The organism is Enterobacter sp. EC_64 (genome assembly GCF_019584165.1).
Lineage (GTDB): Bacteria > Pseudomonadota > Gammaproteobacteria > Enterobacterales > Enterobacteriaceae > Enterobacter > Enterobacter roggenkampii.
The window spans coordinates 103,169-117,880 of record NZ_VDAS01000006.1 but is presented as its reverse complement, the minus strand read 5'-3'; the positions used below and the strand labels follow the sequence as shown (position 1 = coordinate 117,880).

Sequence of the window (14,712 nt, the reverse complement as noted above, 5' to 3'; positions counted from 1 at the left end):
CTTTTTTGTCATTTACGCCAGCCGGCCCGACGCCTACAGTGACTCCAGACAACAGAGATAAGGAGTGCACCATGGTTAAGGTCGGTATTAACGGTTTCGGCCGTATCGGACGTAATGTCCTGCGCGCGGCGCTGGGCAACCCGGATCTGCAGATTGTGGCGATTAACGATCTGACGGACAGCAAAACCCTCGCCCATCTACTGAAGCACGATTCCCTTCTGGGCAAACTGCCCGCGCCCGTTGAAGCGGGTGACGGTGCGTTGCAGGTAGACGGCCAGCGGATCGTGGTATTTAGCGAACGCGACCCGGCGAATATCCCGTGGCGTGATGCCGGGGTAGACGTGGTGATTGAGGCCACCGGCTTCTTTACCGAGCGAGAGAAAGCGGCGGTGCATATCACCCACGGCGGCGCTAAGCGCGTCATCATTTCCGCCCCCGGGAAGAACGACGACCTGACGATTGTGATGGGCGTCAACCATGACCAGTACGATCCCGCCCGGCACGCGGTGGTGAGCAACGGGAGCTGCACCACGAACGGTCTGGCACCGGCCGCTCAGGTGCTGCATCAGCATTTCGGAATTGAGCATGGCCTGATGAACACGACGCACGCCTACACCAACAGCCAGGCGCTGCACGATCAGCCAGAAAAAGATCTGCGCGGCGCCCGCGCGGCGGCGCTGTCGATTGTGCCCTACTCCAGCGGCGCGGCGAAAGCGCTGGGGAAAGTGATCCCCTCCCTGGACGGCAAGCTGACCGGGTACTCCCTGCGCGTGCCGGTGCCGGTGGTGTCGATTGTCGATTTAACCGTGACGCTGAGCCGCAACGTGACCGCCGAAGAGGTGAATGACGCGTTCCGCAACGCGGCCGCCAGCGGGCCTCTGAAAGGCATTCTGGGGTATAGCGATGAACCGCTGGTCTCCAGCGATTACCAGGGTGACCCGCGATCCTCGATTATCGACGGGCTTTCCACGCTGGTGATTGGCGGGAATATGGTGAAGATCCTGGCGTGGTATGACAACGAATGGGGCTTCTCTAACCGCCTGGTGGATCTGGCGGTATTGATGGATAAGAAAGGGCTGTAAACCTGAGGCCGGGTGGCACGAACGCTCACCCGGCTAAAAAATCACTCCGCTTTCACTTTCACACCCATAAACACAATCACCATCGCCGTCACCAGCAGCAAACCGCTGCCCGCGAACACGCCGCTGGCACCGTTAAGATCAAATACCGCCCCACCTCCGGCCGCACCGGCGCTTATCGCCAGCTGGATTGAGGCCACCAGCAGCCCCCCTGCACTTTCGGCTTCATCCGGAACGGTGGTCGCAAGCCAGGTTGACCAGCCCACCGGAACCAGACCAAATGCAAAGCCCCACAGCGCGACCAGCAGCCCGTCCAGCATCGCCAGATGACCAAAGGCGACCATCATGAGCGCGAGAACGCCCATCGCAAACGGCACCAGCGCCAGCGTCAGGCGCAGATTACGTGCCAGCAGATGCCCGGCCACGGAGGTGCCCACAAAGTTGGCGATGCCAAAGCCCAGCAGGATCAGTGAAATGGTTTCCACGCTCGCCTGCCCCACCGTCTCCAGGAACGGACGGAGGTAGGTAAAGAAGGCGAAATGGCCGCTGAAGATCAGAATGGTCGCCAGCATGCCGCCGATCATCCCTGGACGACGCAGCACGCGGAACAGCGTACTCAGGCTACCGCTGCTCTCCGGCTTCATGGACGGCAGCACCCAGAGCTGCCACAGCAGCGCCAGCATGCTCGGCAGAATGCAGAGAATAAAGACGTTGCGCCAGCCGATCAGGCTGCCCAGATAGCTGCCCAGCGGGGCCGCGACCACCGTGGCAATTGATACGCTGGAGAAGATTACCGCCAGCGCTTTCGGCACTTTATCCGCCGGAACCAGACGCATCGTTGTCGCCGTCGACATGGCCCAGAATCCCCCGATGGCTATCCCCAGCAGCAGACGCCCCATGAGCAGGACGTGCAGGTTGGGCGCAAAGGCCACCAGCAGGCTGGAGATAATTTGCAGCACCGAGAAAAACATCAGTACCCAGCGGCGGTCGATACTCTTGGTTGCCGGGGTGATCAGCAACCCGGTGACCAGCGCCACCAGCGCGGTGGCGGTGACAGCCTGTCCGGCCATCCCCTCGGTCACGCCCAGGCTCGCGGCCATGGGGGTTAACAAGCTGGCGGGCAGAAATTCTGCCGTAATCAAACCAAATACCCCCAGCCCCAGTGAATAGACGGCCCGCCAGGCGGGTTTTGCAGGCGCTACCGCCTCGCTCGCCGCGACACATGAACTCATCTGTTGATCTCCCGTTATAAAAATGTGACTACTGTCGCAAAAGAATAGAAGGTTAACCCTGGACGATCTATGACATATAATCTCCACTTATTGATTATTCGTCCGGAGTTGCGCCATGACCGTACAGTCACCCGATTTGATCAGCGAACTTTTACGGGGCATGCGCCTGTCAGGCGTGAAATACCGGCGGATTGAAGCCAGCGCGCCCTTTGGCGTCGCGTTTCATCAGGCTCCCGGCCGGGCACAGTTCCATTTTGTGAGCCACGGTAGCGCCCTGCTGCGCATGGAGAGTGGCGCAACGTTCGAACTGAGCGGTGGCGACGCCCTCTTTATTCCCGGCGGGAATTCCCACGCTTTGCTCTCTGACGAGCAGGCCACCCTTACCCCGGTCAACGCCTTCCCGAGCGAGCCTATCTGCAGCTCGGTCTGCGCCATTACCTGCGAGCCCTGCCCTGAGAGCGAGAACACCCTTATTTTTAGCGGGTGCATGGATTTTGAGCTGGGCGGGATGCAGCCGCTGATCAAGGCGATGCCGGAAGTGATGATGGTTAGCCGGCTGATGTCCACCTGGCCGGAAATTCATCCGCTGCTGGCGGCGATGGAGCGGGAATCCGCGGCGCGTCAGGCCGGGTATGCCGGGATCCTTGCGCGGCTGGCCGACGTGGTGGCGGCGTTAATTGTGCGGGGCTGGGTTGAAGGCGGCTGTGGCAAAGCCACCGGCTGGGTCCAGGTGCTGCGCGACCCGCGCCTGAGCCGGGCCATTTACGCCATGCACCAGCAGCCAGGCCTGAACTGGAGCGTGGCGGATCTGGCAAAAGAAGCAGGCACGTCCCGCTCCGTTTTCGCGGAACGGTTTCTCGCGGCGACGGGAACCACCCCGGCAAAATATCTCAGCGAGCTGAGAATGCGGCTGGCCATTCAGTATATTCGTCATGAAAACCAGCCCATTGAAACCGTCGCGCTGCGGCTGGGGTATGGCTCTCTGGCGGCATTTAGCCGGGCGTTTAAGCGCATCATTGGCCATGCGCCGGGCACGCTGCGGGAAGCCAGCCAGACCGCGGAAGAGGTCTGAAAGCGCGGCAATATTTAACGCGAAGCGGGCAATATTCGTCTAAGGTTTTCAGGTGATTGACAACAGCGGTCACGCTGTTTAGTGAAGACAGGAGACGAACTGATGATAAGACCTCGTACACTACGCCCCGCGTTTTTGCCCCTTGCGTTAGGCGGCGCGCTGCTCGGCGTAACGACACTGGGCTATGCCGACGATAACCCCGCAACCCAGACAACCTCACCCGATATTTTACTTGGCCCTCTGTTTAACGATGTGCAGAGCGCCAAACTGTTTCCCGATCAGAAAACCTTTGCGGATGCCGTCCCCAAAAGCGACCCGCTGATGATTCTGGCGGACTACCGGATGCAGCATACGCAGTCCAGCTTTGACTTACGCCACTTTGTCGAGATGAACTTTACGCTCCCTGCGGAAGGGGAAAAATATGTTCCGCCTGCTGGACAAAGTTTACGTGAGCACATTGACGATCTCTGGCCCGTACTGACGCGCACTACCGATAAAGCCAGCAACAAATGGGATTCCCTTCTGCCGTTACCGAAGCCTTACGTTGTGCCCGGCGGTCGTTTCCGCGAGGTCTACTACTGGGACAGCTATTTCACCATGCTGGGCCTGGCTGAGAGCGATCATTGGGACAAAATCAGCGACATGGTGGATAACTTTGCGTATGAGATCGACACCTTCGGCCACATTCCCAACGGCAACCGCAGCTATTACCTGAGCCGCTCCCAGCCGCCGTTTTTCTCACTGATGGTTGAACTGCTGGCGACCCATGACAGCGATGCGCTGAAGAAATATCGTCCGCAGATGGAGAAAGAGTATGCCTACTGGATGGACGGCGTCGATGCCCTGCAGCCGGGCCAGGCCAGCAAACGCGTGGTGAAACTGGATGACGGCGCGATCCTCAACCGCTACTGGGACGATCGCGACACCCCGCGCCCGGAGTCCTGGCTTGACGATGTGAATACCGCGAAAAGCAACCCTAACCGACCGGCAACCGAGATCTACCGTGATTTGCGTTCCGCCGCGGCCTCGGGATGGGACTTTAGTTCCCGCTGGATGGACGATCCGCAAAAACTCGGCACCATCCGGACCACCAGCATTGTGCCCGTGGACCTGAATGCCCTGATGTTCAAGATGGAAAAACTGCTGGCCCGGGCAAGCCAGGAAAGCGGCGATGCCGCCAGCGCAAACAAGTATGAGGCGCTGGCCACCGCGCGCCAGAAAGCCATCGAGAGCCACCTGTGGAATGACAAAGAGGGCTGGTACGCCGATTACGATCTGAAGAGTAAGAAGGTACGCAATCAGCTCACGGCTGCGGCCCTGTTCCCGCTTTACGTGAAGGCGGCGGCGCAGGATCGTGCCGATAAAGTCGCTGCGGCAACCTCTTCACGTCTGCTACAGCCGGGCGGAATAGCGACCACCACCGTCAACAGCGGTCAGCAATGGGATGCGCCAAATGGCTGGGCCCCGCTGCAATGGGTCGCGGCGGAAGGGTTGCAGAATTACGGGCAAGAGAAGGTCTCGATGGATGTGACCTGGCGCTTCCTGAAAAACGTTCAGCACACTTATGATCGGGAAAAGAAACTGGTCGAGAAGTATGATGTGTCGTCAACCGGTACGGGGGGCGGCGGCGGCGAGTATCCGCTGCAGGACGGCTTCGGCTGGAGCAACGGCGTGACGCTGAAGATGCTGGATCGGGTCTGCCCGAAAGAGAAACCGTGCGACAGCGTGCCGGAGAATCGGACTGCCGCGAATGATGAGGTGGCGCCGGTGAAGGCGACGGCGCAGTAAGTGAGTATTGCCGGGTGGCGGCTACGCCTTACCCGGCCTACTTTTTAAACTCACAGGGCTTTGCTTAGAAACTGTAACTCGCCCCTAGCTGATACGTTCTGTCGCGCCCAATCCAGCAGTTGGTCGCGTCGTAGCAGGTCAGCGTCTCTTTGTTGGTGATGTTCTGCGCGCTGGCCTTAAGCGTCAGCCCTGCCAGCGAAGGCAGGATTTCGCCCATCCGATAGGATGCCGCCAGATCGTACTGGGTGGTACCGCCCAGCTTACCCGCATCGTTAGCGGGTGAGATTTCCATCGGGCCGGTATAGCGCGCCCCCACCCCCAGCATCAACCCTTTCAGCGGCGTGTTCTCAAAGGTGTAATCCCCCCAGAGATTGAAGGCATTCTCCGGCACCTGCGTTGGACGTTTCCCTTTGTACTTATCATCTTCCGTATTGATCGCGTGGGTGTAGGCATAGTTCGCAATCAGCGTCAGGTTGTCCGTCGGGCGGCTGATGGCAGACAGCTCAGCCCCTTTGGATTCCACCTCCCCGGTCTGACGATAGTTCAGGAAGCCCGGATCGGAGGTGACGACATTTTTCTGACGGATGTTGAACACCGAGGCGGTAAAGGTGGTGGCGTAGTCGGCCAGCAGATATTTCACGCCGCCCTCCACTTGCTTGCTGGTGGTCGGTTTGACGTCTTTCGCCGCGAGCGTTCCCTTCGGCGACACTGGTGCAAAGCCTTCGGAATAGCTGATAAACGGTGACAGACCATTATCAAAAGCGTAAAGCGCGCCCAGGCGTTTGGTGACGCGATCCTGAGAGACCCAGTCCTTATCACCGTTTTGCAGATAATTGGTGGTCACGGAGCGATAATCGTCGTAGCGCAGGCTGCCCAGCAGATTTAAGCCCCCCCACTCCACCTGATCCTGCAGGTAGTAGCCGTTCTGCTGATAGCTCAGACGGTTTTTCTGGGCGGTATACAGGCCCAGCGCGCTTTCGCCGATCTGCGAATAGTCAGGGTTGCGCATATCCATGCCCGGCGTGGCCGACGCGTAACGGTAGTGGAAATGGGAGTTCAGCTTCTGATAGTCAAACCCGGCCAGCAGATGGTGTTGCCAGTCGCCCAGCGCCACGGTTTTCGTCACCTGGTTATCGATGTTGAAGCTCTGCAGATCTTCATCGGTGGTGTAGGCAAAGCGGTTGAGCTGATAGACCTCGCTTCCCATGCCCGTCGCATAGACGCTGCGCTGATGCGTATCGACGTCGAAATAGCGCGCCTTCTGGTTAAAGCCCCAGCCGCTGTCGAACGCATGTTCAAAGCTGTAGCCCAGCATCCACTGGCGCTGCTTAAATCCGTTCCACTCATCACCGGCGTAATCGCGCTTGCCCGCGTATTTCGAGCGCAGGTAGGCGAGCGGCAGCGGGTTCGACGGCGTCAGGCTCGGGGAGTTCTGCGCCAGCGCATCCAGAGTCAGGCGGGTTTTGCTGTCGGGTTGCCAGGTGACGGACGGGGCAACCAGGTAATTTTCATACCGGGTGGTGTGCGGCTGATCGTCATTTTCCGTCGCTTTCCCCAGCAAACGGTAGTTCCAGTCGCTGTTGGCAATCTGACCGGTTGAGTCGAGATAGCCCTCTTTCAGGTTGCGGTTGCCGGTGTTAAATCCGAATTCGGTTCGCGCTTCTCGCTGTGGCTTTTTACTCTGGATATTCACCAGCCCGCCCGGCGAGCCGCCGCCGTAGAGAACCGATGAGGGGCCTTTCAGGATATCAACGCTGTCAATTAACAGCGGATCGATGCGGGCTTTGGTATTGCCGGTGACGTTATAGGGCAGCTGCAGTCCGTTGTAGAACTCCTGGTCGACGGTAAAGCCACGAATTTTATATTCGCTCATGTAGGAGGTATTTCCCCGCACCTCGGTTGAGACCCCTGGCGCATAGCGCAGGATTTCATTCACGGAATTCGCATGGCGCTTATCAATCTCCGGCGCAGAGAGGGTCGTGATGACCTGCGGCGTTTTACTTTCAGCAACGGCAGATTTCGTGGCGCTGTTCGTCCAGGCCGGCAGCGCGCTGCCCTGCTCTGCGCCGGTGACGACGATAGTGGATTCTTCGGCGAATGCCGGAACATGCAGTGCGAGCGAGACGGCGCCTGCCAGGGCGCATAGCGTAAAACGTGAAGGAGTCATAATGTCGTCTTGTTGTTAGATGCGATACGGAACGACAATTATTATCATTTAGATTAACAAATCAATACGCAGGCAAAAAAACGGCCCTCCGCAGAGAGCCGTTTACGTCATGTTATGCTCGTCGCAGTAACCTGAATATGCCCAGCACCACAATGGCGCCCACGACAGCGACCAGAAAACTGTGCAGGTCAAAACCACTTATGTTGCCTCCGAAGCCAAACATCGTCGCCAGCCAGCCGCCCACAACCGCACCAACGACCCCGAGTACACAGGTCAAAATAAAGCCGCCGCCATCGTTTCCCGGCATGATCAATTTCGCGATAGCGCCAGCAATAAGACCAAAGATAATCCAGGCGATGATACCCATAGCGATGCCCTCTTGCAGGTTTAACGCATGCGCAGAAAACCTTCTGCACAGCTAACGTAAGTATAGGTCATCGCCGGAAAATCATTTTCTTCTCACCGACTTATCTTTGTCTAAACAGGCAAAAAAAACTCACCGGTTTGTATTAAGTTTCATCGCAGATTGCCGATAACGCTAAGACAGTCTGTCATCTATCAAGGAGCCATCCGGCGTGAGTCATTACAGTGAGCAGTTCCTCAAGCAAAATCCGCTGGCTGTATTAGGGGTATTACGCGACCTGCAAAAAGGTGAAGTGCCGCTGCGCATCAGCTGGTCGAATAATCAGTTCATCAGCAAGATCCTTGACGCCTCGCAGGAGCGGCTGGTGATTGATTTGGGCAGTCAGGAGTATGAAAACCGCGCGGCGCTGAAGGCGGAGAATATCGCCGTGATGGCCGAAACGCAGGGCGCCAAAGTGGAGTTTGTCCTGTCGCGACTGGAACTGAGCGAATATCAGGGGCTTCCGGCCTTTGTGACCCCCCTTCCTGGCAATCTCTGGTTTGTCCAGCGTCGCGAATATTTCCGCATCAACGCCCCGCTTCATCCCGCTTACTTCTGCAAGGCCAAAATGCCGGACAAAAAAGAGATCCGCTTCCGTCTCTTCGATCTGTCGCTTGGCGGTATGGGCGCGCTGATGGATACGCCGAAGCCTGACGGACTGGTAGAGGGCATGCGGTTCACGCAAATTGAGCTGGATATGGGGGGCTGGGGGCGCTTTTATTTCGATGCACAGCTGATTGCCATCAGCGACCGCACCGTCGTGGACAGCAAAAATGAAACCATCACCACGCCGCGTCTGAGCTTCCGTTTCCTGAATGTCGGGCCCGGCGCAGAGCGCGAGCTGCAGCGCATTATCTACTCCCTGGAGCGCGAGGCGCGGGAACGCGCAAATAAAGTTCTGTAAGGAACATCGGGCAGCGTGACCGCCGCCCGTCTGCGGCATTACATGGCATCCATCGCTTTCTGTACTTTCCAGATATAACGAGGCGCCTGTGGTGCCGGGTGATTTTTCGCCACATGCTCAAAGAATTCGTCTTTGTCCATGCCGTTAATCTCTTCTATCGCCTCTTTGCGGTCAGAGGAGAAGGTTCTCAGCAACGCGCCGGCACCATTAACGTAAGAGACCACCAGCGCGTACTGCATCACCTCCGGATCCTTAATGCCCTTCAGCACGCCGTGCTCCATGATGCTCAGATAGGCCGTGCCCATTGAAATGTTGCGTTCCGGATTCTTCAGCTCGCTAGTCGACGGCTGACCGCTCCAGCCCATATAGCGGTAAACTTCTTTCCCCGCCGTTGACGCTTTAAGCTGCATCAGCCCCACCGCGTTGGATTTGCTGACAAGCGTGGGATTACCGCCGGACTCCACCGCAATGATCGCCGTGATGAGACGCGGACTGACGCCCCAGGCTTTCCCGGCTTGTTCACTGATCGGCATCCACTGCATCGCGCGCTTCACCGGTACTTCCGGGTTCCAGGGCGGGTTTTGATAATCATGTTTTGAACTACAGCCAGCGAGCAACACAATCAAAAAAGCAAACCATCTCAATTTCACGTCATCTATCCTTATAGCCGGTCATCGCGGTGCGCCGCTCTTGAAGCAGGCGGCGTATAAGCGGCATGATATAGACAATTAGTTTCTCATTCAGCAAGGAATTGCCATGTCTCAGTTTCATCTCATCGCGCCGTCGGGCTACTGCATTAACCAGGACGCGGCGCAGCGGGGCGTTCAGCGTTTGCTGGAGTCGGGCCACCGGGTAGAAAATCAGACGATTATCCCCCGCCGCCAGCAGCGTTTTGCCGGTACCGAAGCGCAGCGGCTGAATGATATCAACAGCCTGGTCAGCCTGAAGGGTGAAAATAGCATAGTGCTGGCGGTGCGCGGCGGATATGGCGCGAGCAGGCTGCTGGAGAGCATTGACTGGCAGGGCCTGGCGCAGCGCCAGCAGCAGGATCCGCTGCTGATATGCGGCCACAGCGATTTCACCGTCATCCAGCTTGGGCTGCTGGCGCTGCATAACGTTATCACCTTCAGCGGCCCGATGCTGGCCGGTAATTTCGGCGCCCCGGAGCTGAATGCGTTCACCGTGGAACACTTCTGGCGCGCGCTGCGCAATCCCACCTACAGCGTGGAGTGGCGGGGCTTTGGACCGCACTGGGAATGTGAAGGCCAGCTCTGGGGCGGCAACCTGGCGATGCTGGTTTCGCTTATCGGCACGCCGTGGATGCCGCACATCGAGGACGGCATTCTGGTGCTGGAAGATATCAACGAACATCCGTTCCGCGTCGAGCGCATGCTGTTGCAGCTCTATCATGCCGGTATTCTTGAGCGCCAGTCCGCGATCGTGCTGGGCAGCTTCAGCGGCTCTGCCCCGAATGACTATGACGCGGGTTACTCCCTGGAAACCATGATTGAGTTCATTCGCTCGCGGCTGGATATTCCGGTGATCGCCGGTCTGGATTTCGGCCATGAGCAGCGCACCGTGACCCTGGCACTGGGGGCACACGCCTCCCTGATCCATAATGATTCCGGCTCCCGGCTGACCATCAGCGGCCATCCTGTCATAAAGGCATAAAAAAGCCGTTATACCCCCTTAATAAAACGCTGTTGCCGTCGTTAATATGTTAGGGTTTTAGTAACAGCGTTAACATTGAGGTGGGAGTAAGAGAACATTGGATGCCGCAGCGATAATCAGCCTTTTCATTCTGGGTTCGGTCCTTGTAACCAGCAGTATTTTATTAAGTTCATTTTCATCGCGTCTCGGCATACCTATTCTTGTTATTTTCCTCGCCATCGGCATGCTGGCCGGCATTGATGGCATTGGCGGTATCCCATTCGATAACTATCCTTTCGCCTACATGGTGAGTAACCTGGCGCTGGCGGTGATCCTGCTGGACGGCGGCATGCGCACCCAGGCGAGCTCCTTCCGCGTGGCCTTAGGGCCCGCGCTGTCGCTCGCGACGGTTGGCGTGTTGATAACCTCCGGCCTCACCGGAATGATGGCCGCGTGGCTTTTCCATCTCAATATCATGGAAGGTTTGCTGATTGGCGCGATTGTCGGCTCAACCGATGCGGCAGCTGTGTTTTCTCTGCTTGGTGGAAAAGGGCTCAACGAACGCGTTGGATCCACGCTTGAGATTGAATCCGGCAGTAACGACCCGATGGCGGTGTTTCTCACCATTACGCTTATCGAGATGATTCAGCAGCACGAAAGCGGGCTGAGCTGGACATTTGCGTGGCATATCCTGCAGCAATTTGGCCTGGGGATTGTCATCGGCCTGGCGGGCGGCTATCTGCTTCAGCAGACAATCAACCGCATATCGCTGCCGTTGGGGCTTTACCCTCTGCTGGCGCTGAGCGGCGGCATCCTCATTTTTGCCGTTACCACGGCGCTGGACGGCAGCGGCATTCTCGCCGTCTACCTCTGCGGGTTCCTGATGGGCAACCGCCCTATTCGCAACCGGCATGCCATTTTGCAGAACTTCGACGGTCTGGCCTGGCTGGCGCAGATCGGCATGTTCCTGGTGCTGGGGCTTCTGGTCACCCCCTCAGACCTGCTGCCCATCGCGGTTCCGGCGCTGCTGCTGTCCGCGTGGATGATCTTCTTCGCCCGTCCGCTGTCGGTATTTGCAGGCCTGCTGCCGTTTCGCGGCTTCAACCTGCGCGAGCGGATATTCATCAGTTGGGTGGGCCTGCGCGGCGCGGTGCCGATTATCCTTGCCGTCTTCCCGATGATGGCGGGTCTGGATAACGCCCGGCTGTTCTTTAACGTGGCGTTCTTCGTGGTGCTGATTTCGCTGCTGTTCCAGGGAACGTCCCTCGGGTGGGCGGCGAAAAAAGCCAAAGTGGTGGTGCCTCCCGTGGGCTGGCCGGTTTCCCGCGTGGGGCTCGACATCCATCCGGAAAACCCGTGGGAACAGTTCGTTTATCAGCTAAGCGCCGACAAATGGTGCGTGGGGGCTTCGCTGCGCGATTTGCACATGCCGGCCGAAACGCGCATTGCCGCCCTGTTCCGCGACAATGTTCTGCTGCACCCTACCGGCAGCACCCGCCTGCGCGAAGGGGATATTCTGTGCGTGATTGGCCGCGAGCGCGACCTGCCCGCGCTGGGCAAGCTGTTCAGCCAGTCGCCTCCGGTGGCGCTGGACCAGCGTTTCTTCGGCGATTTCATTCTGGAAGCCAGCGCCAGGTTTGCCGATGTGGCGCTGATTTACGGCCTGGATGAAGGTGCTGAAGACGGAGATAGCCAGCAAACGCTGGGCGAAATCATCCAGCAGCGGCTTGGCGCTGCCCCGGTCGTGGGCGATCAGGTCGAGTTTGCCGGGATGATCTGGACGGTAGCAGAGAAAGAAGATAACGCTGTGAGGAAAGTCGGTTTGAGGCCGATGGAAGAGGAAGCGGAGTAGCGGTTTTTTTGCCGGGTGGCGCTAACGCTTACCCGGCCTACACTCGAGGGTTTTGTAGGTCGGGTAAGGCGAAGCCGCCACCCGACACAAACATTTGTTACACCGTCACAACCGGCACTCTTGGTGCCAAAGCACACATCAGTTCATACCCGACCGTCCCTGCTGCGGCCGCCACGTCATCAATTTTGATTTCGTTACCCCACAGCTCAACCGGCGAACCGATACCCGCCTGCGGACATGGCGTCAGGTCGACGGCCAGCATATCCATTGATACGGTGCCTACCGTTCCCGTGCGAACCCCATCGACCCACACCGGCGTGCCGGTCGGCGCAATGCGCGGGTAGCCGTCGGCATAGCCGCCCGCCACGATACCAATCCGCTGCTCGCCCTGTGCCCGATAGCGGCTGCCGTAGCCCACCGTGTCGCCGGCCTTCAGGGTTTGCACACCAATGATTTCGCTGCGCAGGGTCATTACCGGCTTCAGGCCGCTGTTGGCGATATCCTGCCACTGGCCCGAGGGCGACGCGCCGTACAGAACGATCCCCGGACGCACCCAGTTGTAATGCGCCTCGGGATGCCACAGCGTGGCCGCAGAGTTGGACAGCGAGCGTGGGCAGTCCAGCCCTTCTGCGGCCTGCTCGATGCGGACCATGGCATCGGCGATACCGTCCGGTTTTTCCGCGTCGGCAAAGTGTGCCATCAGCGTCATTTCACCCACGTTCTTCAGGGCGCGCAGCTGCTGCCAGACCGTATGTACCCGCTCAGGCTGGAAGCCCAGGCGGTTCATGCCGCTGTTGACCTTGAGATAGATATCCAGCGGCGCGTGGAGCTTCGCATCCTGAATCGCTTTGATCTGCCAGTTGCTGTGAACGCTGGTGGTCAGCCGGTACTTATCCAGCAGCGGCAGATCGTCGGCGTGGAAGAAGCCCTCCAGCAGCAGTATGGGCCCTTTCCAGCCGCGCTCGCGCAGCAGAATGGCCTCTTCAAGATTGAGTAACGCAAAGCCATCGGTGGCGCTCAGCGCGCTCCAGATACGGTCAATGCCGTGGCCGTAGGCATTCGCTTTCACCACCGACCACACGCGTGCGCCAGGTGCTGCCCGACGAACAATCTGCAGGTTATCCTTCAGGGCCTGCAGGTTCAGCTGAGCGAGAACAGGACGGGACATGACAGCTCCTTAGTTATGCGCGCCGTGCAGGTGCTGTGGACGCGAAGGCGTAAACCCCGATTGATAGCGCGCGACACTGAGATCGTCAAACGGAATGGCCGGCGTGCGTCCGGAAATCAGGTCGCTCAGCAGCTGCCCGGAGCCGCAGGCCATCGTCCAGCCAAGCGTACCGTGTCCGGTATTGGTCCACAGGTTTTTGAACGGCGTGCGCCCGACAATCGGCGTGCCGTCCGGCGTCATCGGACGCAGGCCGGTCCAGAAGGTCGCCTGCTCGACAAAGCCACCGCGCGGGAAGAGGTCCCCCACCACCATCTCCAGCGTTTCACGACGCGGTTTCAGCAGTTCGGTGTTGAAGCCGACAATCTCCGCCATGCCGCCTACGCGGATGCGGTTATCGAAGCGGGTAATGGCGATTTTATAGGTTTCATCCAGAATGGTAGAAACCGGTGCGCCGCTCTCCTCTTTTACCGGAATGGTCAGCGAGTAGCCTTTTAGCGGGTAGACCGGAATATCGAGAATGCCCTTCAGCATCGCGGTGGAGTACGAACCAAACGCCATGACGTAGGCATCCGCTTTGATCACCTCTTCGCCACACTTCACGCCGTAAATTTTTTCCCCTTCCGACAGCAGCTTGTCGACAGAGGTGTTGTACCGGAATTTCACCCCTGCCTGCTCGCACATCTGCGCCAGACGCTGCGTAAAGAGCTGGCAGTCGCCGGTTTCGTCATTCGGCAGGCGCAGGCCGCCCGTCAGCTTATGCGCCACTTCCGCCAGCGCAGGTTCAACCTGACCAAGCTGGGTGGCTTCCAGCAGTTGATACGGTACGCCAGCATCTTCCAGCACGGCGATATCGCGGGTGGCGTTTTCATACTGTTGTTCAGTGCGGAACAGCTGGAGCGTTCCGCCCTGACGGCCTTCGTACTCAATCCCGGTTGAGGCGCGCAGCGCTTTCAGGCAGTCGCGGCTGTATTCCGCCAGGCGCACCATGCGCCCTTTGTTCTCCATGTAGTGGCGGGTGTCGCAGTTGCGCAGCATCTGCCACATCCACTTCAGCTGGAACTGCGTGCCGTCAAGGCTGATGGCCAGCGGCGCGTGGCGCTGGAACATCCATTTAATCGCTTTCAGCGGAACGCCCGGTGCTGCCCACGGTGCCGCATAGCCCGGAGAGATTTGCCCGGCGTTCGCCGCGCTGGTTTCCAGCGCGGGGCCTGACTCACGATCGATAACGGTGACGTCATGTCCCGCCTGACTTAAATACCAGGCGCTGGTTACCCCAACGACACCACTTCCCAGTATGACAACACGCATAGCCACTCCATTATGTGCAAAAGAACAATCTTCTAATTACAGATTGATAACCTAGTTGAAAATATTATTCAACATACGACTTTTTTATG

Annotated in this window: 12 protein-coding genes; 6 read left to right on the top strand and 6 right to left on the bottom strand. The window is 58.5% G+C overall.

Going from position 1 to position 14,712, the window contains the following annotated elements; all coding sequences use genetic code 11:
* Nucleotides 1-71 precede the first annotated feature (71 nt).
* Nucleotides 72-1,082 carry a type I glyceraldehyde-3-phosphate dehydrogenase gene (gene gap / locus FHC52_RS06760; RefSeq protein WP_126288352.1) on the top strand — a complete coding sequence of 337 codons (1,011 nt, stop codon included), beginning with the start codon at nucleotides 72-74 and terminating at the stop codon, nucleotides 1,080-1,082.
* 41 nt (nucleotides 1,083-1,123) lie between these two features.
* On the opposite strand, the gene FHC52_RS06755 is transcribed toward gap, so the two are convergent.
* Nucleotides 1,124-2,311, bottom strand: a complete 1,188-nt coding sequence (locus tag FHC52_RS06755) for an MFS transporter (protein ID WP_025913132.1) — start codon at nucleotides 2,309-2,311, stop codon at nucleotides 1,124-1,126.
* Nucleotides 2,312-2,426: 115 nt separating this feature from the next.
* On the opposite strand from FHC52_RS06755, the gene FHC52_RS06750 reads away from it, so the two are divergent.
* On the top strand, nucleotides 2,427-3,383 hold the full coding sequence (locus tag FHC52_RS06750; RefSeq protein ID WP_008502659.1) for an AraC family transcriptional regulator: 957 nt from the start codon (nucleotides 2,427-2,429) through the stop codon (nucleotides 3,381-3,383).
* A 102-nt stretch (nucleotides 3,384-3,485) separates the two neighbouring features.
* Nucleotides 3,486-5,171 carry an alpha,alpha-trehalase gene (locus FHC52_RS06745; protein WP_126288350.1) on the top strand — a complete coding sequence of 562 codons (1,686 nt, stop codon included), beginning with the start codon at nucleotides 3,486-3,488 and terminating at the stop codon, nucleotides 5,169-5,171.
* 64 nt (nucleotides 5,172-5,235) lie between these two features.
* Here the strand turns inward: FHC52_RS06745 and FHC52_RS06740 are convergent, their stop codons facing one another.
* Together FHC52_RS06740 and FHC52_RS06735 are read right to left on the bottom strand one after the other, a co-directional pair.
* Nucleotides 5,236-7,338 (bottom strand): TonB-dependent siderophore receptor, encoded by a 2,103-nt coding sequence (locus FHC52_RS06740; RefSeq protein WP_126288348.1) that lies wholly within the window; start codon nucleotides 7,336-7,338, stop codon nucleotides 5,236-5,238.
* Between the two features lie 112 nt (nucleotides 7,339-7,450).
* A complete protein-coding gene (locus tag FHC52_RS06735) occupies nucleotides 7,451-7,705 on the bottom strand; it encodes a GlsB/YeaQ/YmgE family stress response membrane protein (protein ID WP_008502662.1) in 255 nt (84 codons plus the stop codon).
* A gap of 208 nt (nucleotides 7,706-7,913) precedes the next feature.
* Between FHC52_RS06735 and FHC52_RS06730 the strand changes: the two genes are divergently transcribed.
* On the top strand, nucleotides 7,914-8,645 hold the full coding sequence (locus FHC52_RS06730) for a flagellar brake protein (protein WP_048029456.1): 732 nt from the start codon (nucleotides 7,914-7,916) through the stop codon (nucleotides 8,643-8,645).
* Nucleotides 8,646-8,683: 38 nt separating this feature from the next.
* Here FHC52_RS06730 and emtA read toward each other — a convergent pair whose 3' ends face one another.
* Nucleotides 8,684-9,295, bottom strand: a complete 612-nt coding sequence (gene emtA / locus FHC52_RS06725) for a membrane-bound lytic murein transglycosylase EmtA (protein WP_024909815.1) — start codon at nucleotides 9,293-9,295, stop codon at nucleotides 8,684-8,686.
* A 106-nt stretch (nucleotides 9,296-9,401) separates the two neighbouring features.
* Here emtA and ldcA point away from each other — a divergent pair, with 106 nt between their 5' ends.
* Both ldcA and FHC52_RS06715 read left to right on the top strand, forming a co-directional pair.
* On the top strand, nucleotides 9,402-10,316 hold the full coding sequence (gene ldcA, locus FHC52_RS06720; protein WP_126288346.1) for a muramoyltetrapeptide carboxypeptidase: 915 nt from the start codon (nucleotides 9,402-9,404) through the stop codon (nucleotides 10,314-10,316).
* Between the two features lie 97 nt (nucleotides 10,317-10,413).
* Complete coding sequence (locus FHC52_RS06715) at nucleotides 10,414-12,147, top strand: potassium/proton antiporter (RefSeq protein ID WP_045908249.1); 1,734 nt, start codon at nucleotides 10,414-10,416, stop codon at nucleotides 12,145-12,147.
* 97 nt (nucleotides 12,148-12,244) lie between these two features.
* Here the strand turns inward: FHC52_RS06715 and dadX are convergent, their stop codons facing one another.
* Nucleotides 12,245-13,315, bottom strand: coding sequence for a catabolic alanine racemase DadX (gene dadX, locus FHC52_RS06710; RefSeq protein ID WP_126288344.1), 1,071 nt, complete (start codon nucleotides 13,313-13,315; stop codon nucleotides 12,245-12,247).
* Nucleotides 13,316-13,324: 9 nt separating this feature from the next.
* On the bottom strand, nucleotides 13,325-14,623 hold the full coding sequence (locus tag FHC52_RS06705) for a D-amino acid dehydrogenase (RefSeq protein WP_220419980.1): 1,299 nt from the start codon (nucleotides 14,621-14,623) through the stop codon (nucleotides 13,325-13,327).
* Nucleotides 14,624-14,712: the final 89 nt, after the last annotated feature.